The organism is Bradyrhizobium erythrophlei (assembly GCF_042430365.1).
GTDB classification, from domain to species: domain Bacteria; phylum Pseudomonadota; class Alphaproteobacteria; order Rhizobiales; family Xanthobacteraceae; genus Bradyrhizobium; species Bradyrhizobium erythrophlei.
In genome coordinates this window covers 1-22,235 of sequence record NZ_JBHMET010000181.1, presented here as the reverse complement: position 1 = coordinate 22,235, position 22,235 = coordinate 1, and the positions used below count along the sequence as shown (strand labels likewise).

21 protein-coding genes and 1 pseudogene are annotated in these 22,235 nt (G+C 65.1%); 18 read left to right on the top strand and 4 right to left on the bottom strand.

Annotated features, from left to right (window positions below):
* The first annotated feature begins 3 nt into the window (after positions 1 to 3).
* From argS to surE, 11 genes and pseudogenes are all read left to right on the top strand, one after another.
* The gene (argS, locus tag ACFFWD_RS25855; RefSeq protein ID WP_376969901.1) at positions 4 to 1,800 is read left to right on the top strand and encodes an arginine--tRNA ligase; all 1,797 of its coding nucleotides are present in this window, start codon (positions 4 to 6) and stop codon (positions 1,798 to 1,800) included.
* A gap of 117 nt (positions 1,801 to 1,917) precedes the next feature.
* Complete coding sequence (locus tag ACFFWD_RS25850) at positions 1,918 to 3,414, top strand: SPOR domain-containing protein (protein ID WP_376969899.1); 1,497 nt, start codon at positions 1,918 to 1,920, stop codon at positions 3,412 to 3,414.
* 46 nt (positions 3,415 to 3,460) lie between these two features.
* Positions 3,461 to 4,483 (top strand): beta-N-acetylhexosaminidase, encoded by a 1,023-nt coding sequence (gene nagZ, locus ACFFWD_RS25845; RefSeq protein WP_376969897.1) that lies wholly within the window; start codon positions 3,461 to 3,463, stop codon positions 4,481 to 4,483.
* Positions 4,480 to 5,307 carry a segregation and condensation protein A gene (locus ACFFWD_RS25840; RefSeq protein WP_376969895.1) on the top strand — a complete coding sequence of 276 codons (828 nt, stop codon included), beginning with the start codon at positions 4,480 to 4,482 and terminating at the stop codon, positions 5,305 to 5,307. Before nagZ ends, ACFFWD_RS25840 begins: the two co-directional genes overlap by 4 nt.
* 19 nt (positions 5,308 to 5,326) lie before the next feature.
* Positions 5,327 to 6,059 (top strand): annotated as a pseudogene (gene scpB, locus ACFFWD_RS25835) (SMC-Scp complex subunit ScpB); the annotation flags it as partial.
* 270 nt (positions 6,060 to 6,329) lie between these two features.
* Positions 6,330 to 6,563, top strand: coding sequence for a twin-arginine translocase TatA/TatE family subunit (locus ACFFWD_RS25830; RefSeq protein WP_376969893.1), 234 nt, complete (start codon positions 6,330 to 6,332; stop codon positions 6,561 to 6,563).
* 163 nt (positions 6,564 to 6,726) lie between these two features.
* Positions 6,727 to 7,251, top strand: coding sequence for a Sec-independent protein translocase protein TatB (gene tatB / locus ACFFWD_RS25825; protein WP_376969891.1), 525 nt, complete (start codon positions 6,727 to 6,729; stop codon positions 7,249 to 7,251).
* The gene (tatC, locus tag ACFFWD_RS25820) at positions 7,248 to 8,054 is read left to right on the top strand and encodes a twin-arginine translocase subunit TatC (protein WP_376969889.1); all 807 of its coding nucleotides are present in this window, start codon (positions 7,248 to 7,250) and stop codon (positions 8,052 to 8,054) included. The genes tatB and tatC overlap by 4 nt, the downstream gene beginning before the upstream one ends.
* Positions 8,055 to 8,250: 196 nt before the next feature.
* Positions 8,251 to 9,582: a serine--tRNA ligase gene (gene serS, locus ACFFWD_RS25815; RefSeq protein ID WP_376969887.1), complete on the top strand. Its 1,332-nt coding sequence runs from the start codon at positions 8,251 to 8,253 to the stop codon at positions 9,580 to 9,582.
* A gap of 15 nt (positions 9,583 to 9,597) precedes the next feature.
* Entirely contained in the window at positions 9,598 to 10,281 is a 684-nt protein-coding gene (locus tag ACFFWD_RS25810) for a hypothetical protein (RefSeq protein WP_376969886.1), read from the top strand.
* A 65-nt stretch (positions 10,282 to 10,346) separates the two neighbouring features.
* Entirely contained in the window at positions 10,347 to 11,114 is a 768-nt protein-coding gene (gene surE, locus ACFFWD_RS25805; RefSeq protein WP_376969884.1) for a 5'/3'-nucleotidase SurE, read from the top strand.
* Between the two features lie 104 nt (positions 11,115 to 11,218).
* Here the strand turns inward: surE and ACFFWD_RS25800 are convergent, their stop codons facing one another.
* Positions 11,219 to 11,596 (bottom strand): response regulator, encoded by a 378-nt coding sequence (locus ACFFWD_RS25800; protein ID WP_376969880.1) that lies wholly within the window; start codon positions 11,594 to 11,596, stop codon positions 11,219 to 11,221.
* A gap of 390 nt (positions 11,597 to 11,986) precedes the next feature.
* Here ACFFWD_RS25800 and ACFFWD_RS25795 point away from each other — a divergent pair, with 390 nt between their 5' ends.
* Together ACFFWD_RS25795 and ACFFWD_RS25790 are read left to right on the top strand one after the other, a co-directional pair.
* Positions 11,987 to 12,637, top strand: coding sequence for a protein-L-isoaspartate(D-aspartate) O-methyltransferase (locus ACFFWD_RS25795; protein ID WP_376969878.1), 651 nt, complete (start codon positions 11,987 to 11,989; stop codon positions 12,635 to 12,637).
* Positions 12,638 to 12,746: 109 nt separating this feature from the next.
* On the top strand, positions 12,747 to 14,093 hold the full coding sequence (locus ACFFWD_RS25790; RefSeq protein ID WP_376969876.1) for a peptidoglycan DD-metalloendopeptidase family protein: 1,347 nt from the start codon (positions 12,747 to 12,749) through the stop codon (positions 14,091 to 14,093).
* A gap of 69 nt (positions 14,094 to 14,162) precedes the next feature.
* Here ACFFWD_RS25790 and ACFFWD_RS25785 read toward each other — a convergent pair whose 3' ends face one another.
* The 3 genes from ACFFWD_RS25785 to ACFFWD_RS25775 form a co-directional block, all read right to left on the bottom strand.
* Positions 14,163 to 15,794, bottom strand: coding sequence for a porin (locus tag ACFFWD_RS25785; protein WP_376969874.1), 1,632 nt, complete (start codon positions 15,792 to 15,794; stop codon positions 14,163 to 14,165).
* Positions 15,795 to 16,150: 356 nt separating this feature from the next.
* Entirely contained in the window at positions 16,151 to 16,630 is a 480-nt protein-coding gene (locus tag ACFFWD_RS25780) for a hypothetical protein (RefSeq protein ID WP_376969872.1), read from the bottom strand.
* A gap of 63 nt (positions 16,631 to 16,693) precedes the next feature.
* Positions 16,694 to 17,677: an ATP-binding protein gene (locus ACFFWD_RS25775; RefSeq protein ID WP_376969870.1), complete on the bottom strand. Its 984-nt coding sequence runs from the start codon at positions 17,675 to 17,677 to the stop codon at positions 16,694 to 16,696.
* Positions 17,678 to 17,885: 208 nt separating this feature from the next.
* Here ACFFWD_RS25775 and yajC point away from each other — a divergent pair, with 208 nt between their 5' ends.
* Genes yajC through ACFFWD_RS25750 form a run of 5 tightly spaced genes read left to right on the top strand, consistent with a single transcriptional unit; the run spans position 17,886 to position 22,183 of the window.
* On the top strand, positions 17,886 to 18,242 hold the full coding sequence (gene yajC / locus ACFFWD_RS25770; RefSeq protein ID WP_376969868.1) for a preprotein translocase subunit YajC: 357 nt from the start codon (positions 17,886 to 17,888) through the stop codon (positions 18,240 to 18,242).
* 39 nt (positions 18,243 to 18,281) lie between these two features.
* On the top strand, positions 18,282 to 19,880 hold the full coding sequence (secD, locus tag ACFFWD_RS25765; protein WP_376969866.1) for a protein translocase subunit SecD: 1,599 nt from the start codon (positions 18,282 to 18,284) through the stop codon (positions 19,878 to 19,880).
* A gap of 10 nt (positions 19,881 to 19,890) precedes the next feature.
* On the top strand, positions 19,891 to 20,919 hold the full coding sequence (secF, locus tag ACFFWD_RS25760; protein WP_376969864.1) for a protein translocase subunit SecF: 1,029 nt from the start codon (positions 19,891 to 19,893) through the stop codon (positions 20,917 to 20,919).
* A 6-nt stretch (positions 20,920 to 20,925) separates the two neighbouring features.
* Positions 20,926 to 21,309 carry an Mth938-like domain-containing protein gene (locus ACFFWD_RS25755; protein ID WP_376969862.1) on the top strand — a complete coding sequence of 128 codons (384 nt, stop codon included), beginning with the start codon at positions 20,926 to 20,928 and terminating at the stop codon, positions 21,307 to 21,309.
* 10 nt (positions 21,310 to 21,319) lie between these two features.
* Positions 21,320 to 22,183 carry a phytoene/squalene synthase family protein gene (locus tag ACFFWD_RS25750; RefSeq protein WP_376969860.1) on the top strand — a complete coding sequence of 288 codons (864 nt, stop codon included), beginning with the start codon at positions 21,320 to 21,322 and terminating at the stop codon, positions 22,181 to 22,183.
* Positions 22,184 to 22,235: the final 52 nt, after the last annotated feature.

Sequence of the window (22,235 nt, the reverse complement as noted above, 5' to 3'; positions counted from 1 at the left end):
GCCATGGCCGACAACAAAGCTCCACAGCATCTTTTCGCCGACGTGCTGGCGCGCGTGCACGCCATCTGTGCCGCGATCGCCGCGGAGGACAACTGGCCCGCCGGCATCGATTTCTCCCGCGTCGTGGTCGAGCCGCCGCGCGACGCCAGCCACGGCGACATGGCAACCAATGCCGCGATGGTGCTGGCCAAGGATGCCAAGGCCAAGCCGCGCGAGCTCGCCGACAAGATCGCCGACAAGCTGCGCGCCGATCCGCTCGTCGCGTCGGTCGAAGTCGCAGGCCCCGGCTTCATCAACCTCACGCTGAAGCCGCAGGTCTGGGCGGACGAGCTGCGCACCGTGCTCGCCGAAGGTTCCGCCTATGGGCGCAGTGGGATCGGCAACGCCGAGAAGGTCAATGTCGAATACGTCTCGGCCAACCCGACCGGGCCGATGCATGTCGGCCACTGCCGCGGCGCCGTGTTCGGCGACGCGCTGTGCAGCCTGCTGCAATTCGCAGGCTTCGATGTCTGCCGCGAGTATTACATCAACGATGCCGGCGCCCAGGTCGATGTGCTCGCGCGCTCGGCCCTCCTGCGCTACCGCGAAGCGCTCGGCGAGGACATCGGCGCGATCCCGGAAGGGCTCTATCCCGGCGATTACCTGAAGCCGGTCGGCGAGGCGCTGGCGAAGGAGCACCGCGACAAGCTGCTCGACATGGATGAAGCCGAATGGCTGCCGATCGTGCGCGACAAGGCGATCGCCATGATGATGGAGATGATCAAGGGCGATCTCGCGGCGCTCAACATCCATCACGATGTGTTCTTCTCCGAGCGGTCGCTGATCGCAAACGGCAACAACAAGGTCGCTGAGACCATCGATTTCCTGCGCGCCAAAGGTGACATCTACGAGGGGCGCCTGCCACCGCCGAAGGGCAAGCCCGTCGAGGATTACGAGGACCGCGAGCAGTCGCTGTTCCGCGCCACCGCCTATGGCGACGATGTCGATCGTCCGCTGATCAAGTCGGACGGCAGCTACACCTATTTCGCGTCCGACATCGCCAACCACAAGAACAAGTTCGATCGCGGCTTCACCAACCTGATCGACGTGTTCGGCGCTGACCACGGCGGCTACATCAAGCGGATGCAGGCAGCGGTGAAGGCGGTAACCGCGGGCCGGGCAACGCTCGACGTCAAGATCGTTCAGCTCGTCAAGCTGCTGCGCGACGGCGAGCCGGTGAAGATGTCGAAACGCTCCGGCGAATTCGTCACGCTGCGCGAGGTAGTCGACGAGGTCGGCTCGGACGCCGTGCGGTTCATGATGCTGTTCCGCAAGAACGATGCGGTGCTCGATTTCGATCTTGCCAAGGTGATCGAGCAGTCCAAGGACAACGCGGTGTTCTACGTCCAGTACGGCCACGCCCGCGGCCACTCGATCTTCCGCAATGCGCGGGAGGAGGCGGTTCCCGATCTGCCTGAGGCGGACGACGCACGGCTCGCCTATCTTCGGACCGCCGCCGTGGAGCGGCTGACCGATCCGACGGAACTGGATCTTTTAAGGCGGCTGGCGCTTTATCCGCGTATGATCGAGGCTGCGGCGGTCGCGCATGAGCCGCACCGAATCGCTTTTTATCTGTATGATTTGGCCAGCGAATTTCACGCGTTGTGGACCAAGGGGCGCGATTTGCCCTATTTACGCTTCATTATCAATAATGATGCAGAGATCACAAAGGCGCGACTGGCAATGGTTCAGGGCGTCGTCTCGGTTCTGGCATCGGGCTTAGCGGTTCTAGGCGTCCACGCTCCGACCGAGATGCGGTAGGCAGGGGCATAGGCCTTCACAAGTGGGGATTTGTGGGGGCGTCTGGCAGGGGCCAACTCGTTCGTACCGGTCTGTACTGGCGACTTGGCGCTGTCCCGAAGGGGATGCATCATTACGATGGCTGATCGATATCAGGACCGACCTTTTCCCGCCGCCGATGAGTACGATCGCGGATCGTATCCCGATGCGACGGCCAAGGCCGAGAGCGACCCGCTCGCCGAACTGGCCCGGCTGATCGGCCAGACCGATCCGTTCGGCGCGGCCAGCAAACCGCTGCCGCCGCACCCGCTGCAATCGCGTGCCAATGTGCGGCCGCAGCCCTATCAGCCGCCGGTCGAAGACGACGAATTGGCGCCGCCTCCGGGCCCGCCGTCATGGATGCAGCGCGCGCGTCAGGACGCGGCACCGCCGCCACCACCGCAGCATGACTACGAAGAGCCCGAGCAGGATTTCCAGCCGAGCGCCGTGCATCCGCTGCATCGTTACGCGGCCCCGCCGGCTCAGCCCGCGCCCGAGCCAGTCCACGATTATCGCGTGGACGAGCTGCCGTTCCGCGACACCGGTCACGACGTCGGCCAGGACAGCCTCCATGGCAACGATCCGTCGCGCTATGACGATGCGCTTTACGGGCAGTTGGAGGGCGGCGAGCAGGATCTGCAGCGCGACCCGTCCTATCCGGACGATCCCTACGCCTACCAGGGCTACGAGGACGAGCCTGAGCCGCGCAAGCGCTCAAGCGGCCTGATCACAGTCGCCGCCGTGCTGGCGCTCGCGATCGTCGGCACCGGCGGCGCGTTTGCCTATCGCACCTATGTCGGGGCGCCCCGCAGTGGCGAGCCGCCGATCATCAAGGCCGACAATTCCCCGACCAAGGTGATCCCGGCAGCGGCCGCCGATGCTCCGGCCAAGACGCCGGATCGCATGGTTCCGGGCGACGGCACCGAGAAGATCGTCTCGCGCGAGGAAACGCCGGTCGACGTCAACGCCAAGGCAGGCGGACCGCGCGTGGTGTTTCCGCCGCTCAATGCGAACGCCAATCCGCCGCCGGTCGCAAGCGTAGCGACGGCGGCACCAGCGCCCGCGCCGCCGGCCGCCAACGGCACGATGCCGAACAACGAGCCGCGCAAGGTCCGCACCCTGTCCGTGAAGGGCGACGCGCCCGACGCAGCCGCGTCGGCTGCGACGGCGACGGCCGCCAAACCCGCCGCGGCTGCCAAGCCGCCGGTGTCGCGCGGCAACCCGGCTTCGGCCAACGCCAGCGCGAACACGCCGCTGTCGCTTGCTCCAGGCTCCCAGCCTGAGGCGGCCCCGGCCGCGCCCCCGACCCGGATTGCATCGACCACGGCCGCGCCGGTGAGCACCGGCGGAGGCTACCTCGTCCAGGTCTCCTCGCAGAAGAACGAAGCCGACGCGCAGGCGTCGTACCGGGCGCTGCAGAGCAAGTTCCCCGGTGTGCTGGGATCCCGCGCGCCGGTGATCAAGCGGGCCGATCTCGGCGAGAAGGGGGTCTTCTACCGCGCCATGGTGGGGCCGTTCGGCTCGCCGGACGAGGCCTCGCAGTTCTGCAGCAGCCTGAAATCCGCCGGCGGACAGTGCGTCGTCCAAAGGAATTAGCGGACGTTTCCTTGACCCGTGAGCCCCATGCGGCCTAATCGGCCGCATGACAAGCCGCGCATTCATCACCGGCATATCCGGATTGGTCCTGAACGACGCCGAGCGCGAATTCATTCGCGCCGAGCGGCCATGGGGCTTCATCTTATTCAAGCGCAACATCGAGACTCCGGCGCAAGTCTCTGCTATTGTTGGTGAGTTGCGGAAAGAGGTTGGGCGGGCGGATGTGCCGGTCCTGATCGATCAGGAAGGCGGGCGGGTGCAGCGGCTCGGCCCGCCGCATTGGCCGGTCTATCCGCCCGGCGCGACGTTTGCCGCGCTCTACGATATCGACCCGAAGCTCGGGCTGTCAGCGGCGCGGCTCAGTTCGCGCCTGATCGCCGCCGATCTGGCCGACCTCGGCATTACCGTCGACTGCCTGCCTTTGGCTGACGTCCCGGTGGTTGGGGCCGACGCCGTGATCGGCAACCGCGCCTATGGAACCGAACCGGGCAAGGTCGCCGCGATCGCGCGCGCAGTCACAGACGGGTTGGAACAAGGTGGTGTGCTTCCCGTTCTGAAGCACATCCCCGGCCATGGAAGGGCCACGGCGGACAGCCATTTTCGGCTCCCGACGGTCGATACTGCTGAAGCCGAGCTGGAACGGACCGATTTTGCCGCGTTCCGGTCGCTGGCGGATTTGCCGATGGCGATGACCGCACATGTTGTGTTTAGCGCGCTGGACCCCGCCCATCCGGCCACGACTTCTGCGACAATCGTCGAGCAGGTGATTCGCGGCGTGATCGGGTTCCAGGGTTTGTTGATGAGTGATGACGTGTCGATGAATGCCTTGGCCGGGTCGATTGCCGAGCGGACCCGGGCCATCGTCAGCGCCGGTTGCGACATGGTCCTGCACTGCAACGGCAATATCGACGAAATGCGCGACGTCGCGCGGGAGACGCCGGAGCTGACCGGCATCGCGCTTGAGCGCGCGAACCGCGCATTGGCCGCGCGCAAGCAGCCGGAGCCGCTGGACCGGCAGGCGGCACGGGCGGAACTGGACGCGTTGATGGATCGGGTAGGAACGGCATGACCGCGGAAATTCTATCGTTCGAGACGGGGAGGCCGACCGAGGTCGAGGTCACGGACGGCGAACCGTCGCTCGTGGTCGACGTCGAGGGCTATGAGGGCCCGCTCGACCTGCTGTTGACGCTGGCGCGGCAACAGAAGGTCGATCTCGCGAAGATCTCGATACTTGCGCTGGCCGACCAGTATCTCTCGTTCATCGAAGCTGCACGCAAGATCCGCCTCGAGCTCGCGGCCGACTATCTGGTGATGGCGGCCTGGCTCGCCTTCCTGAAGTCGCGCCTGCTGCTGCCGGAGCCGCCGAGCGCGGAAGGGCCGAGCGCCGAGGAGATGGCGACCGCGCTGGCCAACCGGCTGCGCCGACTGGAGGCGATCCGCGAAGCCGCGAACCGGCTGATGAACCGGCCGCAGTTTCAGCGCGATATCTTTCCGCGTGGCAATCCGGAATCGATCGCCGAGATCAAGCATCCGAAATTCACCGCGACGCTTTACGACCTGCTGTCGGCCTACGCCACGCAGCGTCAGGCGCGTGTGCTCACGTCGGTGCATCTGGCCAAGCGTACGGTGTGGTCGCTTGCCGAAGCGCGTGCGTCGCTGGAGCGGCTCGTCGGCATTGCGGAGGATTGGAGCTGCCTCGACGAATATTTGATGAATTACGTCGCCGATCCGACGCAGAAAGCGACGGTCTTTGCGTCAAGCTTTGCCGCGGCCCTCGAACTGGTCCGCGAAGGCGAGATGGAGATCAATCAGAAGCAGGCGTTCGCGCCGATCTATTTCCGAAAGCGTCCGCCGCAAGCCGCCATGGCTGCACCGGACCTTTCGGTTGAGTAAGGAAGAAGGAGAGCAAGCCATGGCAAGCCTGGCGGAAGTGCGCATAGAAGAGCCCGAGGAGGACGTTTCTCCGATGGATCCGATGGCGCGTCCCGAAGAATTGCGGCTCCTGGAAGCGTTGCTGTTCGCATCGGCCGAGCCGATCGACCAGGCGACGCTGGCAAAGCGGATGCCTGACGGCGTCGACGTCAAGGCGGCGCTGGCGCAATTGCAGGCGGAGTACGCCCCGCGCGGCGTCAATCTGGTTCGCGTCGCCAACAAATGGACGTTCCGCACCGCCGGCGACCTGTCGTGGCTGATGACGCGCGAGAGCACCGAGACCCGAAAGCTGTCGCGCGCGGCGATCGAGGTGCTTGCGATCATCGCCTACCACCAGCCGGTGACGCGGGCCGAGATCGAAGAGATCCGCGGCGTAGTCACGTCGAAGGGAACAATCGATGTGCTGCTCGAGACCGGCTGGATCCGCCCGCGCGGCCGCCGCAAGACGCCGGGCCGCCCGCTGACCTTCGGAACCACCGACGGGTTCCTGTCGCAGTTCAGCCTTGAGGCGCTCGGCGACCTGCCGGGGCTCGAAGAGCTGAAGGGCACCGGTCTGCTCGACTCGCGTCTGCCGACCGGTTTCAGCGTTCCGTCGCCGTCGGACGATGCGACGCTGCGGGAGGACGAGGAGCCGCTAGAGCCCGGCGATACGCTGGAACTGCTGCTCGCGCCCGCCGCCGAGCTGGAGACCGCCGAGAGCGAAGCCAGCGAGAGTGAAGCCAGCCGCGGCGATGCCGGCGAGAGCGAGGCCAGCCGCGCCGATCGGGGAGCTGACGATGCTGGGGCAGGCGAAGCCGAAAGTGGCGATGCCGGTGGCGACGAGACGGCCGAATAGCCGGAATATTCCCGGTTAAGGGTAGCAATAATACGTAGCCGCGACAGCGATTTGCCGCGGCTGAAGTCCTTGTTTTTGACACCCCGCGGGCCTACCTTCCGGCAAAGTGAGAGGCTGGCTCGCCGGCCATTTCTGGAGGGTTTGCAGGATGGGTTCGCTTAGCATTTGGCACTGGATCGTCGTGATCGCAGTGGTCCTGCTGCTGTTCGGGCGCGGCAAGATTTCGGACCTGATGGGTGACGTCGCACAGGGCATCAAGGCCTTCAAGAAGGGCATGCAGGACGACGACAAGGTTGCCGACAAGACCGAGCCCGCCAAGGCCATCGACCACAATGCGGCGCCGACAGCGGCGCGGTCGGATGTCGGCAGCAAGGCCGTCTAAGGCCCTTGTCCCGACGCTTATTTCGACGCTTTTTTCTTGTGCGCGAACCGGTGACGCCGTCGCTCGAAAGCGCTAAGGACGCCGGTTGAGAAAACACGCCGGTCGCCCCAAATCTTAACCGGATGGATTGGGGCCCTTGCGGCGCGTTGAGGCGGAAGAATTCATGTTCGATATCGGGTGGAGTGAACTGGTCGTCATCGCGGTTGTCGCGCTGATCGCCATCGGCCCGAAGGAACTGCCCGGCGTATTGCGCATGGTCGGGCAATGGATGGGCAAGGCCCGCAAGATGGCCGCCGAATTCCAGGGCCAGTTCCAGGAGGCGATGCGCGAGGCCGAAATGGCCGACCTCAAGAAGAGCTTCGATGAGGTCAAGGAAGCCGCGACCGGGCTCACCTCAGGCAATGTCATGACCTCGCTGCAGAAGGACGTCACCGACGCCCTGCAGATCGATAAGCCCGTAGACGGGCAGGTGGCATCTGCAATCGACGCACCCGTGACATCGACAAGCGATGCACCGGTGACACCCACGACGCCGGCAACGCCGACGCCGGAGACCTTCGTCGAGGCCGAGGCGCACGCCGCGACCAGCGAGCCGCTCGCGATCACCCAGGAAGCGCAGCGGGAGCCCGCGCCACAGGATGTCGCGCCAGCACAGCCGGATGTGCTGAAGGACGCGAGAGCGTCATGACCGCCGAAGACATCGAGGCCAGCAAGGCCCCATTGATGGATCATTTGATCGAGCTGCGCTCGCGGCTGATCAAGGCGCTGCTGGGCTTCGGCGTGGCCTTTATCTTCTGCTTCTTCTTCGCCAAGCAGATCTACAACATCCTGGTCTGGCCGTTCGTCTGGGTGGCGGGGCCGGAGAACTCGAAGTTCATCTACACGGCGCTGCTGGAATATTTCATCACCCAGCTCAAGCTCGCGCTGTTCGGCGCCGGCTTCATCTCGTTTCCGATCGTCGCGACCCAGATCTACAAATTCGTCGCGCCGGGCCTCTACCGGCATGAGCGTAACGCCTTCCTGCCGTATCTGATCGCGACGCCGGTGTTCTTCGTGCTCGGCGCCGCCCTGGTCTATTTCGTCGTGCTGCCGATGCTGATCCGCTTCTCGCTCGGCATGCAGCAGGCCGGCGGCGCGGAGACCGCGCAGATCGCGCTGCTGCCGAAGGTCGGCGAGTATCTCTCGCTGATGATGTCTCTGATCTTCGCGTTCGGCATCGCGTTCCAGCTTCCGGTGATCCTGACGCTGCTGGGGCGGATCGGCATCGTTACCTCGAAGATGCTGCGCGAGAAGCGGCGCTACTTCATCGTCATCGCCTTCATCATCGCGGCTGTTTTGACGCCGCCCGACGTGCTGAGCCAGGCCTCGCTCGCGATCCCGCTGCTCGCGCTCTATGAGGGCGCCATCATCGCCGTGCGCATGGTGGAAAAGAAGGCGACCACCGCGACCGCTTCGTCAGCGGCGCCGTCGGCGACCAATCCGGCCGAATAGGGGCCCAGCCCACATTCGGTGTCATACCCCGCGAAAGCGGGGTATCCAGTACGCCGCGGCCTCTCGAATGATCCCGGACGTCTCTGGAATACTGGATCGCCCGCCTTCGCGGGCGATCACACTTGTGCTAGAAGCCCGCGCAAAACGTCAACATACAACGTTTTTCTGCAAGAGCGCCGTTAGGACCCCGACTGCCATGCACGACATCAAAGCGATCCGCGACAATCCGACTGCCTTCGACGCCGGCCTGAAGCGCCGCGGACTTAAGGCCCTGTCGCCGTCGCTGCTGGCAATCGACGAGCGTCGCCGTGCCGCGATCCTCGCGTCCGAGCAGGCGCAGGCGCGCCGCAATGCGGCGTCCAAGGAGATCGGCGACGCGAAAAAGGCCAAGGATGAGGCGCGCGCGTCAGCGCTGATGGCCGAGGTTGCCGAGCTCAAGACCACGATGCCGGAGCTCGAGGCTGCGGCGAAGGCCGCGGACGAAGAGCTCGCAAAGGAATTGTCGGCGATTCCCAATTTGCCGCTCGCCGAAGTGCCTGACGGGACCGACGAGCACGGCAATGTGCAACATCACGTATTCGGCAAGGCGCGCGACTACGGCTTCGCGCCGAAGCCGCATGACGATCTCGGCGGTGCGCTCGGCTATATGGATTTCGAGGCGGCGGCGAAATTGTCCGGCGCGCGCTTTGTCGTGCTGAAGAAGGGCCTGGCGCGGCTCGAGCGCGCGATCGGCCAGTTCATGCTCGATCTCCACACCGGCGAGCACGGCTATGCCGAGATCAATCCGCCGCTGCTGGTCCGTGACGCCGTGATGTTCGGCACCGGGCAATTGCCGAAGTTCGAGGACGATCAGTTCTGGGCCATTAAGGGCGAACTGCTCGCGGCGCCGAACGCCGATTTGCGCAGCGAGCGCCTCGGCCTCATTCCGACCGCCGAAGTGTCGCTGACCAATCTCGCCCGCGAATCCATTCTCGATGAGAAAGAGCTGCCGATGCGGCTCACGGCGCTGACGCCGTGCTTCCGCGCCGAAGCCGGCGCGGCTGGCCGCGATACCCGCGGCATGATCCGCCAGCATCAGTTCACCAAGGTCGAGCTGGTCTCGATCACGACGCCCGAGACCAGCAAGGATGAGCTCGAGCGCATGCTCGCCTGCGCTGAGGAGGTGTTGCGGCGCCTCGACCTGCATTACCGCGTGATGACGTTGTGCGCCGGCGACATGGGCTTCTCCGCGCAGAAGACCTACGACATCGAAGTATGGATGCCGGGGCAGGGCGACGGCGGTGCGTTCCGCGAGATCTCGAGCTGCTCGGTGTGCGGCGACTTCCAGGCCCGCCGGATGGATGCGCGCTCGCGCGGTCCCGACGGCAAGCCGCGTTTCGTGCACACGCTGAACGGCTCCGGCACGGCGGTGGGGCGTGCGCTGATCGCGGTCATGGAGACCTACCAGCAGCAGGATGGATCGATCGCGGTCCCCGACGTGCTGCAGCCCTATATGGGCGGGCTCAAAGTCATCGAGCACGGCATGTAAGGCGAGACCGCGGCAATGGCATTGCACCGTGACATTCACTGGCTTGGTCGCCAATGGGCCGTCACGGGGCATGGTCTGCAACTGATCAATCAGAAGCAGATGGGCTACTACGACATCGAGATCGCTCGATTGTGGGAAGCGGGCCTGATCCACTCGATGCAAACCAAGGCATGGATCAACCGGGAGGACTTCGACAAGGCGCTCGAGGTGGCGCGGGCGCGGTTTGCCGATGCGGCCCCTGCAGGCGAGCCGCCACCACTTCAGGCGGTTGTATCGCGGCCGACGCCGGCAAGGCGCGCGCCAGTCGAGCCGCCGACGGTGCCCACGATCGAGGAACTGCTGGCAAAGCTGAAGTCGAGGTCGGCTGCGGTAACACCAGCGGTGGAGCCGCAGGCGCCTGCCAGAGCCGCGCAGCCCAACCTCGAACGGTCCAGATCGGAACCCCCTGAGATCGAGACGCCCAAGGAGAGCCCCAAGGCCGCACGGGGCGAGTCAGAGCCGTCCACGCCGGTGCCACCGCCACCCGCTCAGGCTCAGCCGGCGGCGCGGCCGGTCGATCCAGCGCCTTCCGCCCGACCCAAGCCGGCCTGGCCGGTGTTCGATCGCAAGATCGCAGGGCGCGCCCGGTTCGTCCGTCCGTGGCGTGCCACCTTGACGCGCTGGCACGGGGATTTGCCGGGTTTGCCTCCGCGGCGTTAGCCGGCTAAGACGGCACGAACGCCACGAAAAACCGCGTCGAATCAGAACAAAAGGCACGTTGACGGATGCGAATTCTCTGCACCAATGATGACGGCATCCACGCTCCCGGTCTCAAGATCGTCGAGCAGATCGCACAAGCCTTGTCCGATGACGTCTGGATCGTGGCGCCGGAGCTCGACCAGTCCGGCGTCTCGCATTCGCTGTCACTGAATGACCCGCTGCGGCTGCGCGAGGTCGGTCCGCGCCATTTCGCGGTGCGCGGCACGCCGACGGATTGCGTGATCATGGGCGCGCGTCACATCCTCGGTGAGAAGAAGCCGGATCTCGTGTTGAGCGGCGTCAACAAGGGCCGCAATGTCGCCGAGGACGTGGTCTATTCCGGGACCATCGCCGGCGCGCTGGAAGGCACCATTCTCGGGCTGCCGTCATTTGCGCTGTCGCAGGAGTTCAGCCTGGAGACGCGCGACAAGCCGCTGTGGGAGACCGCGCTGACGTTCGGTCCCGACATCCTGCGCAAGGTGCTCGCCGCCGGCATCCCGAAGAACACGGTCGTCAACGTCAACTTCCCGTCCTGCATGCCGGACGAGGTCAAGGGCATCCGCGTCACGCGGCAGGGCAAGCGCAATCTCGGCTTCCTGAAGATCGATCGCCGCCACGACGGCCGCGGCAATCCGTATTTCTGGATCGGCTTCGAGCGCGCGGCGATGATGGATACGCCGGCCGAGGGCACCGATCTCGCCGCGCTTGCGGCGCGCTACGTCTCGGTCACGCCGCTGCGGCTCGACCGCACCGATGAGGCGTTCTCGGAAGCGCTGACGACGACGCTGAAGTGATCGTGTAGCCCGGATGAAGTGCAGCGTAATCCGGGAACAGCCCACCCATTGAGGCAACCCGGATTGCGCTGCGCTGCATCCGGGCTACGTCCGCTGCAAATGATCTAAACCGGCGCGCCTTTCATGGCGCTGGCGATGACCTGCGCCAGCGTCTCCAGCTGGAACGGCTTCTGCAGGGCCGGGCGGTCGCGATATTCCGGCGGCAGGCCTGAGGAGCCGTAGCCGGTCGCGAAAATGAAGGGGCGGTTGCGGGCGTTGATCAGCTCGGCGACCGGGGTGATCACCTTGCCGTTGACGTTGACGTCGAGGATCGCGAGGTCGAAATCGGTCGATTGCGCAAGCTTGACTGCCTCGCCGATCTCGCCGGCCTCGGCCGCGACGCTGTGGCCGAGCTCCTCCAGCATGTCGGCGACCATCATCCGGATCATGACCTCGTCCTCCACGAGGAATACAGAACAGCCCGCCGGCCGCATCGCAGTCATGATGGAATCCTTGCCCGTCGAAGATCCAAGCTCGCAAATAACATCCAGCGGCGCAACGCAAACATTGCTGGAATTCGCGCATTGCCGAGGAATGGTCAATCGTTGCGACGTCCCGGCTCGCTTCATCGCGCGTCATCTGTCCGGGCAACCGCTACCGCCATCGCGGCCGCGCAATACCCGAAGGGTCGAATTCATGCTCGGGGGTCTTTGATCGCGCGCTGTTGCCGATCATATGGGAATGGATGGCCCGGGCGCCAACAGCAACGGTGAGGTAGGTTCCTTACCGGGAACAGAATTGAGGGGAAATATTCCCTTAACGCGGCATTTCGATTCGAATGGCATCAGATTGTGGGGATAGCTGCAGAACCGCCCGAGGCCTCCGACGAGAGCATGACCGTGACCCAAGACCCGCCCGAGAAGATGATGTTTCAGCTGACCTTGCGGCGGCGCGGGATCAGCGATCAGGCCGTCCTGCGGGCCATGGACGAGGTGCCGCGCGAGGTCTTTGTCGAGGCGCGTGACAGGGCCGACGCCTATCGGGACAGCGCGCTCGCGATCGCCTGCGGGCAGACCATCAGCCAGCCCTTCGTTGTCGCCTACATGACCGAGCGGTTGCAGCTTCAGAAGGACCATCGCGTGCTCGAGATCGGCACCGGCTCGGGATACCAGGCCGCGATCCTGTCCCGGCTGTGCAAGCATGTGCTGACCATCGAGCGTTACCGGACGCTTGCCGATAGCGCCCGGAAGCGGCTCGAGAAGCTCGGCTACTACAACATCGAGGTCCTGCTCGGGGACGGCTTTGACGTGCCGGTCGGGGCGGGCGATTTCGACCGCATCATCGTGACCGCGGCAATGGAGCAGATTCCGGACAAGCTCTTGCAGCGCCTTGAGCCGGGCGGGGTCTTGATCGCCCCTGTCGGGCCGCATCAGGGCACCCAAACCCTGGTTCGCGTGGTCAGGACGGAAGCCGGCTTCGAGCGCAAGGAACTGGTCGATGTGCGCTTCGTGCCGGCGCTGCCGGGGATCGCCCGCGAGCTGTAGAATTGCGGATTGCCGCTTGCGGCCAACGTCTTATTCCCAGGGTTAAGCGGTTATTTACTCGACGCGTGTTTACTCAAAACGGGTATTTGTTGCGTACGAGTGAGTAACCATGTCAGGTGTTGTTGAGTTGCTTCGCTCGCGTCGCGTGCCGCAGGTGGCGGTGCTGGCGCTGATGTCTGTCGCTTTTGCCGGCTGCAGCGCCGACATGTCGTCGCGCTTCTCGCAGAACTCCTACTCCGGCAATCCCTTTGCCCTTGACCCGCAGCCGACCGGCACCGTGCAGGCGCCGGTCCAGCAGCGCGAGCTGCCGCAATATGCGCGGCCGCAATCCCAGTACTCGCAAAATCCGCAATATCAGTCGCAGCCGTTGCCGCCGCCGGTGTCGGCGCCGCAATCCTATCCGGTTGCCGGAGGCGGCGTGTCCGGAGGAGGACGCGGCGTAGCCTCCTATGCTCCGCCCCCGGCGCGGCCTCAGCTTGAAACCACCGGCACAGTTCCACATTCGGTCGCGGCCGCACGCAGCGGCACAACCATCATCGTGGGTACGAGCGACACGTTGGACGTTCTCGCCAAGCGCTACAACGTATCGACCGCCGAGATCCTCCGTGCCAACGGCTACAAGGGGCCGCGCGCGCTGTCGCCCGGCCAGCAGCTGATCATCCCGCGCCCGACCGCAACCGCCGCGGCGCCCGCGGTGGCTGCGCCGGTCGGCAAGCCGGTTGCCATGGCGGCCGGCCCGGCCGGCGTCCACGTCGTCAATCGCGGTGACACGCTGAACAGCATTGCCCGTCAGCACCACGTCTCCGTCGCCGAACTTGCGCGGGCCAACAATCTTGACCAGTCGGCGCGGCTCAGCCTCGGCATGAAGCTCACGGTGCCCGGCGCGAAAACCGCCGCGGCCGTTCCCGCAGCGCCGGCTGTCGCTCCGGCACCAGCGGCGATGCCGGCTCCGAAGGTGGTCGCGACCGCTCAGCCGCAACAGAGCGCACGGCTGGTGCAGCCGACTGCCAGCATCGAGCAGCCGGCGGCCGCAGTCGAAGCGCCCGCGGTGAAGTCGAGCGAGGCAACCGGCGCGCTGCCGACCTTCCGCTGGCCGGTGCGCGGCAAGGTCATCACCAGCTACGGCGCCAAGACCAACGGCAAGTCGAACGACGGCATCAATGTCGCGGTGCCCGAGGGCACGCCGGTGAAGGCCGCCGAAGACGGTGTCGTCGCCTACTCGGGCAACGAGCTGAAGGGCTACGGCAACCTCGTCCTGGTCCGCCACTCCAACGGCTACGTCACCGCATATGCCCATGCCAGCGAGGTGTTGGTGAAGCGCGGCGACACGATCAAGCGTGGCCAGGTGATCGCGAAGTCGGGACAGTCCGGCGAGGTCGGATCGCCGCAGCTCCATTTCGAGATCCGCAAGGGCTCGTCGCCGGTCGACCCGCTGCAATTCCTCAACGGCGCATAAGCGCCCGAGACCTTCACATTGTGAACGCGTGCGACGGGGAGGCGTGAAGCCTCCCCATCTTGTTTTGAGCTAGAAGTCGAACGTCATGCCGGTTGTAACGGCTTTCGCCTTGTTGCCGGCGACGACGTTGTTGTTGGCGTCGCGGCCGCACACGCCGTAGCCGTGACCGCTCACGCCGAGGCAGTAATGCGCGCCGGGGCCGTTGCGCAGATAACTGCCAACGAGGTACCAGGTCGCAAACGGACTGAAGTGGTACTTGATGCCCGCCGCATATTGATCGGCGCTGCTGTCCAGCGTGTTGAGCGCGAAGTCGGCCGCGCCTGCCGGCGGTGCAACTGTATAAGTGTTGAAGATGCCGGTCCCGGGCGAGCCGGGCGAGGCGTTGGCGTGAGCCCAGGACGCGCTCACGTCCCAGGCGCCGATGGTCTGGGTGGCGCTGAGGAAGTAGCCATTGCGCGACCGCTCGTTGAAGTCGGCCACGGTGTGCTCGCGCCGCATCACTTCGTAGATGCCATAGAGCTGCAGCGTGCCGATGCCGTCGTTGAAGCGATATCCGGCACCGAACTTGGCGGCCCATTCGTTGGCGATGCCGACGGCTCCCGGCGGCACGATCAACACGCCGCCATTGCTCAGGGGCGTGACGGCCTCGTCGCCGGTGCGGTTGGTGCTCTCATGCATCTCGTAGGCCGCGACCGCCGTGAACGGTCCCTGATTGTAGGTCAGCGAGGCGCTGTAGAGGTTGCCGTAGGAGCCGTCCGTACAGCCTTCCGGCGCCGAGGTCAGTGGGAAGCCGCTGCCGCTACCGCGTGCGGAGGTGCCGGGGCAGTTGAAATCGCCGAGCGCGAAATCGCTGTTGTCCCGTGCCGTGTTCTGTCCGGGCGAGACCATCAGTGTGGCCTGGAAGCCGTTCCAGATCGGCGATTCGTACCAGACCGCATGCGCCGCGCGCCAATCGAATTCCGCGCGCAGGTCGCCGCCGGTGTTGCCCATGATCGAGTTGTAGTCGCCGAGCGTCGACGCGAACGGATCGAACTTCGCGGTCGCCTTCTTGTAGGGCGTGTCGGCCTTGCCGGCCTTGACGGTGCCCCACGGCGTTTCCATTCCGATGAAGCTGTCGCGCGTGCCCAATGCGGCGCGCTCGGTCGGCACCGCCGCGACTTCGACCAGCGATTCGAATTGCGCGACCGCCGCCCATCCGGCGAAGCCGTAGGGTTCGAGATTGTGTCGCGCGCGGACGCCGAAATAGGTGAGGTTGCTCGCCACGCCGAGCTTGGTGCCCTGATCGAACACGCCGGCGTTGAACACGTCGCCTGAGAGATCGACGTGGCCATAGAGGGTGACGGTCGTGTTGTCGACGAAGGCGTTGCCGCCCGGCGCCTTGCTGTAGAGCGGCGCGCCGCCAATGCTGACGACGGCGTGCTCCGGAGGAGGAGGCGGCGTCGGGGAGGGCGCGACGGCCGCATGCTGGACCGGGTTGCCCTTTGGCGTTGAGGTCGTCGCAGCGGGCGCGGCGCTGTGGCTCGTGATGTGATTGACGCGGTCCCGCAGCTGGGCGTTCTCCCTTGCGAGTTTCGCATTGTTTCGTTCGAGCGCATCCAGACGCGCCATGACGTCGTCGAGCGTTGCCGCCTGCACTGGCTGCTGCGAGAGCGCCAGGCAAATCGCCGCGAAAGCTGTTCCGGCGAGAAGTCCCTTCTTCATCTGATCCCCCTTTGCTTATCGCCTCAGCGGGGTGCTGAGGGTCACAAAGTGGGACGAACGTTAATGTATACCACACACCAGATACATGGATGCGGACGGGTCGATGGAGATAATAGCGGGCTGTGACAAAAATGGTACGATAATACTATCGCACCGCATCAATTTGTCGCATGTTAAACTTAGGAATAAAATTTGACTTACATATATGTATTTGAAATTCCTATATGAAAAGCGATAAAGAAATTTAGACAGTGATGCTGACATATATTGGTTGCATTGCAAAATCGAAACGCAATCTGGGATAATGGATGCCAATTTTTGCTTAGCTTGAAGCGAATTCGGGCCCGGCGAGAGGCCTAGGTCGACGGCCAGGGGCCTCGCCCGTTTGCGAGACGCTCGACCATGTCGCGCAGGAATTGCGACGGCCCATTTGCGTGCCATTCCCCGTCCGACTGCAGGAGCAGGGGACGCCGCGTATCGCGGCTGAAGGCCTCGAGCCACGCGCGCGCTTTTGCCTTTGGGCGCGCGCCGACGGCGACCGCGACGTCAACCGGAATGGTGCGCCAGACGAAGCTTGCCGGGAGAAAAATGAGATCGGATTTGTCTGGACGCATCCACTCGGGCAGCGGGCTCGTTGGCGCAAGCCAGCCACAGACGAAATTCCGGCACGGATCGACCGGACGCTCATCGTAGATTGCGCATTTGCCCGCACGGCTGAACGGACAGGGATGCCCCGGATAGACGTCGTGATCGCGGATCCGGATCTTCAGCCAGCCGTCACAGCAAGCGGTACACTCGCCACATTGTCTCGCAGTCGCGCTTGGGTCGGCCGGCATGAGCGCAGTGTACTCAGGCCGGGCCGAATCCAGAAGGCCGTCCGCGCGACGACCCGATGGTCTCTATATCCCGCTCAGCCGCACGCCGAGCCGTCCGGCCAGTTCCTGGGTGAACTGCCAGGCGACGCGGCCGGAGCGGGAGCCGCGGGTGGTCGACCATTCCAGCGCCTCACGCTCGAGTTCGTCCGCGGCGATCTTGATGCCGTAGTGGTCGCAGTACCCCTTCACCATCGCCAGATACTCGTCCTGGCTGCAGCGGTGGAAGCCGAGCCACAGGCCGAATCGGTCCGACAGTGAGACCTTTTCCTCGACGGCCTCGCCGGGATTGATCGCGGTCGAGCGCTCGTTCTCGATCATCTCGCGCGCCAGAAGGTGCCGCCGGTTCGACGTTGCGTAGAGGATGACGTTGTCGGGGCGGCCCTCGATGCCGCCTTCCAGCACCGCCTTCAGCGACTTGTAGGAGGCGTCGTTGCCGTCGAAGGAGAGGTCGTCGCAGAACACGATGAAGCTGAACGGCGCGCCGCGCAGCAGCTCCATCAGGCCGGGCAGGCTCTCGATGTCCTCGCGATGAATCTCGATCAGCTTCAGCCGGTCAGCCGGCTTGCGGGCGACATTGATGCTGGCATGCACGGCCTTGACCAGCGACGATTTGCCCATGCCGCGGGCGCCCCACAGCAGCGCATTGTTGGCAGGAAGGCCGTTGGTGAAGCGCTCGGTGTTCTCCATCAGGATGTCGCGCATCCGGTCGACGCCCTTGAGCAGGCTGATCTCGACCCGACTGACCCGCGGGACGGCTGCGAGGCGCCCATCGGGATGCCAGACAAAGGCGTCGGCGGCCGAAAACGGCTCGGTCGCATCGGGCGTCGGGGAGGCGGCCGCGAGATGGCCGGCGATCGTCTCCAGGGCCTTGGCGATCCGCTCAGCGGTCTCGCCGTTGAGTGCCTCCGGCGGGCGTTTTGTCGCGGCGTTTGCGGGCCTCTTGGCGACAGCCTTGGGCGTTGTCCTGGGCGCGGTTTTGCTGGTTGTTTTCTTGGCTTTTTTCGGCATTTTTCCAGTTCCTGACGGCGCAGCCTTATCGGGCTGGCGCTCCTCCCGCAAGCGGCCTAAATGAGGCGGCCGTCAGCGTTGCAATTGGGACCGCGGCCGCTATAGTCCGCGCGAATTTGCCCGGACCGCCATACCGCTCCAAGGGGATCATCAAGGGTCACTTGAGGGCGCTGCCGGTTCTTCCCCGTCTTACCCGAGGATTGTCCGAATGCTGATTACTCCTGCGTTTGCCCAGGCTGGAGCCGGTGGCGATGCCAACAGCATGTTGATGTCGCTGCTGCCGTTCGCGCTGATCTTCGTCATCATGTATTTCCTGATCCTGCGCCCGCAGCAGAAGAAGGTGCGCGACCATGCCGATCTGGTCAAAAACATCCGCCGCGGCGACACCGTGGTGACCTCGGGCGGTCTCGTCGGCAAGGTGACCAAGGTCGTCGACGACGACCAGATCGAATTCGAGATTTCGGACGGCGTGCGCGTCCGGCAGATGCGACAGATGATTTCCGGCGTCCGCGCCAAGGGCGAGCCGGCGAAGGGCGACGCCAAGGACGAAGCGTCCGCGAGCTGATCGCCGCGGCGCTCTTTTGGAATCTGACGGGTCAACGCGATGTTGTACTTTACGCGATGGAAGGCGCTGGCGATCGTTCTGACGGCGCTGGTCGTCTGCCTGTGCGCCGTGCCGAACTTCTTCCCCGAAGCCCAGGTCAAGACCTGGCCAGCCTGGGCGCAGCGGCGCCTGGTGCTCGGCCTCGACCTGCAGGGCGGCTCGTACCTCTTGCTCGAGGTCGACGCCAATTATGTGAAGAAGGAGAAGCTCGACCTCATTCGCGACGATGTGCGGCGCGTCCTGCGCGACGCCAGGATTCAGAATACGTCTGTCGTCCGCAATGACGCCGTCGAGGTGCGCATCACCAAAGAAGGCGATTTTCCGGCCGCACTGTCCAAGCTGAAAGAGCTGCCGCAACAGATCGGCGGGCTGATGGGGTCGAGCGGGCAGCGCGACCTCGATGTGGCGGATGCCGGGGGCGGGCTGATCCGCCTGACCATTCCCCAGGCGGCGATGCTCGACCGCATGCGCAAGACCATCGAGCAATCGATCCAGATCGTCGAGCGGCGCGTGAACGAGCTCGGCACCGTGGAGCCGTTGATCCAGCGCCAGGGCTCGGACCGCATCCTTGTGCAGGTGCCGGGTCTGCAGGATCCGACCCGGTTGAAGGAGCTGCTCGGCAAGACCGCCAAGATGGAATTCCGCATGGTCGACACCTCGGTGTCGCCGGAACAGGCACAACAGGGCCGGGTGCCTCCCGAATCCGACCTGCTGATGAGCGCGTCGCCGCCACCGGTACCCTATGTGGTGAAGAAGCAGGTGCTGGTCTCCGGCGGCGATCTGACCGACGCCCAGCCAGGCTTCGACCAGCGCACCGGCGAGCCCATCGTCAGCTTCCGCTTCAACACCTCCGGCGCCCGCAAATTCGCCCAGGCGACGACCGAGAATGTCGGGCTGCCGTTTGCGATCGTGCTCGACAACAAGGTGATCTCCGCCCCCGTGATCCGCGAGCCGATCACCGGCGGACAGGGCCAGATTTCGGGCAGCTTTACCGTGCAGTCAGCCAACGATCTGGCGATCCTGCTGCGCGCCGGCGCGCTGCCGGCGCCGCTCACCGTCGTCGAGGAACGCACGGTCGGTCCGGGCCTCGGTCAGGACTCGATCGAGAAGGGCGAACTCGCGGCCTATGTCGGCTCGATCCTGGTCATCGTGTTCATGCTGGTGACCTACCGCCTGTTCGGCGTGTTCGCCAACATCGCCGTGGCCATCAATGTCGCCATGATCTTTGGCCTGTTGTCGCTGCTCAACGCCACGCTGACGCTGCCCGGCATCGCCGGCATCGTGCTCACCGTCGGCATCGCGGTCGACTCCAACGTTTTGATCTACGAGCGCATCCGCGAGGAGCTGCGCGGCGGGCGCACCCCGATCACGGCGATCGATGCCGGCTTCAAGCGCGCGCTGGCGACGATCCTCGACTCCAATATCACCACCTTCATCGCTGCCGCAGTGCTGTTCTATATCGGCACCGGCCCGGTGCGCGGCTTTGCCGTGACGCTCGGCATCGGCATCATCACCACGGTGTTCACCGCCTTCACCTTGACGCGCCTGATCGTCGCGGGGTGGGTGCGGTGGAAGCGGCCGCAAACCGTGCCGATCTGAGAGGCCTAGTGTGACCCAAACCGTTCTCATCGGCCTTGGCATCCTGATTGCCGTGCTGACCGTGGTCGCGGCGCTCGGCATCCTGCCGTCGCTGCGTATCGTGCCGGACGACACGCATTTCGACTTCACGCGCTTCCGCCGCATCAGCTTCCCGATCTCGGCGGCGCTCTCGATCGTGGCGATCACGCTGTTCTTCACCCACGGGCTGAATTTCGGCATCGACTTCAAGGGCGGCACGCTGCTCGAGGTGAAGGCGAAATCCGGTAGCGCCGATATCGCGCAGATGCGCGCGACCCTGAGCGGCCTCGGCCTCGGTGAGGTCCAGCTGCAGCAGTTCGGCGGCCCGGCCGACGTTCTGATCCGCGTCGCCGAACAGCCTGGCGGCGACAAGGCGCAACAGGATGCGGTCGGCAAGGTCCGCGGCGCGCTCGGCGATTCCGTCGATTACCGCCGCGTCGAGGTGGTTGGGCCGCGCGTCTCGGGCGAGCTACTCGCCTTCGGCATGCTCGGCCTGATGCTGGCGATCGTCGGCATCCTGATCTATCTCTGGTTCCGCTTCGAGTGGCAGTTCGCGCTCGGCGCCATGATCGCCAACGTCCACGACATCGTGCTGACCATCGGCTTCATGTCGATCAGCCAAGTCGACTTCGACCTCACCAGCATCGCGGCGCTGCTGACGATTCTCGGCTACTCGCTCAACGACACCGTCGTCATCTATGACCGCATCCGTGAAATGCTGCGGCGTTACAAGAAGATGCCGATGCCGCAGCTTTTGAACGAATCGATCAATTCGACGCTGTCGCGCTCCATCGTCACCCACGTCACGGTCACGCTGGCGCTGCTCGCGCTGCTGCTGTTCGGCGGCCACGCTATCCACAGCTTCACCGCGGTGATGATGTTCGGCGTGGTGCTGGTCGGCACCTACACCTCGATCTTCATCGCGGCGCCGATCCTGATCTATCTCGGCGTTCACACCACGCGGGGGGACACGCAGGAGGGGGCGCCGGCCAAGAAGCCGGACGCGGCAGCCAAGAAGTAACCGACGATGACCAGTTCCTCGGACGCTCCGCATCTTCCGAGGTCGGCGCCGATCGAAGCCTACGGCAAAGGCGGCTTCGCATTCGCCGATATGTCGCATCGCGGCTCGCTGTTGTGCCTCCCCGACGGGATCTGGGCCTGGCCGGTGACCACGCCGCAGCAGATCGACGAATATTCGCTGGCGCGCGTGTTCGCCGCCGCGAACGCCATCGACACGCTCATTGTCGGGACCGGCACCGAGGTCTGGGTGCCGCCGAAGCCGCTCCGCGAGGCGCTGCGCGCGGTGAGGGTGGTGCTTGACCCCATGCAGACCGGCCCCGCGATCCGCACCTACAACATCATGCTGGGCGAGCGGCGTCGCGTGGCGGCGGCGCTGATCGCGGTGCCATGAGCGTGGTGTCATGAGCGCGGCCGAGGCGCCAAAAGACGGCGCGTCCTTCTGTGCCGACCTGGTGCGGACCCATGACTTCGTCCGCTACACGTCCACCTTGTTCGTGCCGGGTCCGGAGCGCCGCGCGTTGCTCGCGATCTACGCCTTCAATGTCGAGATCTCGCGCGTGCGCGAGCAGGTCAGCCAGCCCCTGCCGGGCGAGATGCGGCTGCAATGGTGGACCGACATGCTGGGTGGCGCCGGTCACGGCGGCGTCGAAGGCAACCCAGTCGCAGCCGAGCTCCTGCACGCGATCCAAGCTCACCGCCTCCCGGTCGAGCGGCTGGCGCGGCTGATCGAGGAGCATCAGTTCGATCTCTACAACGATCCGATGCCCTCGATGGCCGCGCTCGAGGGCTATGTCAGCGAGACCGCGTCGGCCCTGTTCGCGCTCGCGGCGCGCGTCATCACGCGTCCGTCGGAGGAGATTGATCACCTCGCACGCCATGCCGGCCTTGCCCAGGGGCTCGTGCAAGCGATTGCGGCGCTGCCGCGCGATGCGTCGCGGCGGCAGCTTTTCCTGCCGCTGCAGCTGCTTCAAGAGCAGGGGAGCAGCGCGGAGGAGGTGTATTCCGGCAAACAGTCGCCGGGAATTCGCGCGGCGGTCGATCAGCTCGTGGCTAACGCCGAGGAGCATTTCGAAATGGCGTTCACGCTACTTGCCGACGCTCCCGTCGCAGTGAGGCCGATCTTCCTGCCACTGGCCTTTGTGCGGCGTGAGCTGAGCCTGATGGCGCGGGCCGACAATGATCCGTTTCAGCCAAAGGCGGCGTCGCGCTTGCGCATCCTGTGGACGCTATGGCGCGCGTCCCGGAGGCGGGAGTTCGGCGGCTAGAGCAGATTCTGATCAGACGCGATCATAACCGGCAGCGGCGAAGAAGTTCAGG

Coding starts and splice junctions, on each gene's coding strand:
- argS (WP_376969901.1), top strand. CDS start 4: ATGGCCGACAACAAAGCTCCACAGCATCTTTTCGCCGACGTGCTGGCG.
- ACFFWD_RS25850 (WP_376969899.1), top strand. CDS start 1,918: ATGGCTGATCGATATCAGGACCGACCTTTTCCCGCCGCCGATGAGTAC.
- nagZ (WP_376969897.1), top strand. CDS start 3,461: ATGACAAGCCGCGCATTCATCACCGGCATATCCGGATTGGTCCTGAAC.
- ACFFWD_RS25840 (WP_376969895.1), top strand. CDS start 4,480: ATGACCGCGGAAATTCTATCGTTCGAGACGGGGAGGCCGACCGAGGTC.
- ACFFWD_RS25830 (WP_376969893.1), top strand. CDS start 6,330: ATGGGTTCGCTTAGCATTTGGCACTGGATCGTCGTGATCGCAGTGGTC.
- tatB (WP_376969891.1), top strand. CDS start 6,727: ATGTTCGATATCGGGTGGAGTGAACTGGTCGTCATCGCGGTTGTCGCG.
- tatC (WP_376969889.1), top strand. CDS start 7,248: ATGACCGCCGAAGACATCGAGGCCAGCAAGGCCCCATTGATGGATCAT.
- serS (WP_376969887.1), top strand. CDS start 8,251: ATGCACGACATCAAAGCGATCCGCGACAATCCGACTGCCTTCGACGCC.
- ACFFWD_RS25810 (WP_376969886.1), top strand. CDS start 9,598: ATGGCATTGCACCGTGACATTCACTGGCTTGGTCGCCAATGGGCCGTC.
- surE (WP_376969884.1), top strand. CDS start 10,347: ATGCGAATTCTCTGCACCAATGATGACGGCATCCACGCTCCCGGTCTC.
- ACFFWD_RS25800 (WP_376969880.1), bottom strand. CDS start 11,596: ATGACTGCGATGCGGCCGGCGGGCTGTTCTGTATTCCTCGTGGAGGAC.
- ACFFWD_RS25795 (WP_376969878.1), top strand. CDS start 11,987: ATGACCGTGACCCAAGACCCGCCCGAGAAGATGATGTTTCAGCTGACC.
- ACFFWD_RS25790 (WP_376969876.1), top strand. CDS start 12,747: ATGTCAGGTGTTGTTGAGTTGCTTCGCTCGCGTCGCGTGCCGCAGGTG.
- ACFFWD_RS25785 (WP_376969874.1), bottom strand. CDS start 15,794: ATGAAGAAGGGACTTCTCGCCGGAACAGCTTTCGCGGCGATTTGCCTG.
- ACFFWD_RS25780 (WP_376969872.1), bottom strand. CDS start 16,630: ATGCCGGCCGACCCAAGCGCGACTGCGAGACAATGTGGCGAGTGTACC.
- ACFFWD_RS25775 (WP_376969870.1), bottom strand. CDS start 17,677: ATGCCGAAAAAAGCCAAGAAAACAACCAGCAAAACCGCGCCCAGGACA.
- yajC (WP_376969868.1), top strand. CDS start 17,886: ATGCTGATTACTCCTGCGTTTGCCCAGGCTGGAGCCGGTGGCGATGCC.
- secD (WP_376969866.1), top strand. CDS start 18,282: ATGTTGTACTTTACGCGATGGAAGGCGCTGGCGATCGTTCTGACGGCG.
- ACFFWD_RS25755 (WP_376969862.1), top strand. CDS start 20,926: ATGACCAGTTCCTCGGACGCTCCGCATCTTCCGAGGTCGGCGCCGATC.
- ACFFWD_RS25750 (WP_376969860.1), top strand. CDS start 21,320: ATGAGCGCGGCCGAGGCGCCAAAAGACGGCGCGTCCTTCTGTGCCGAC.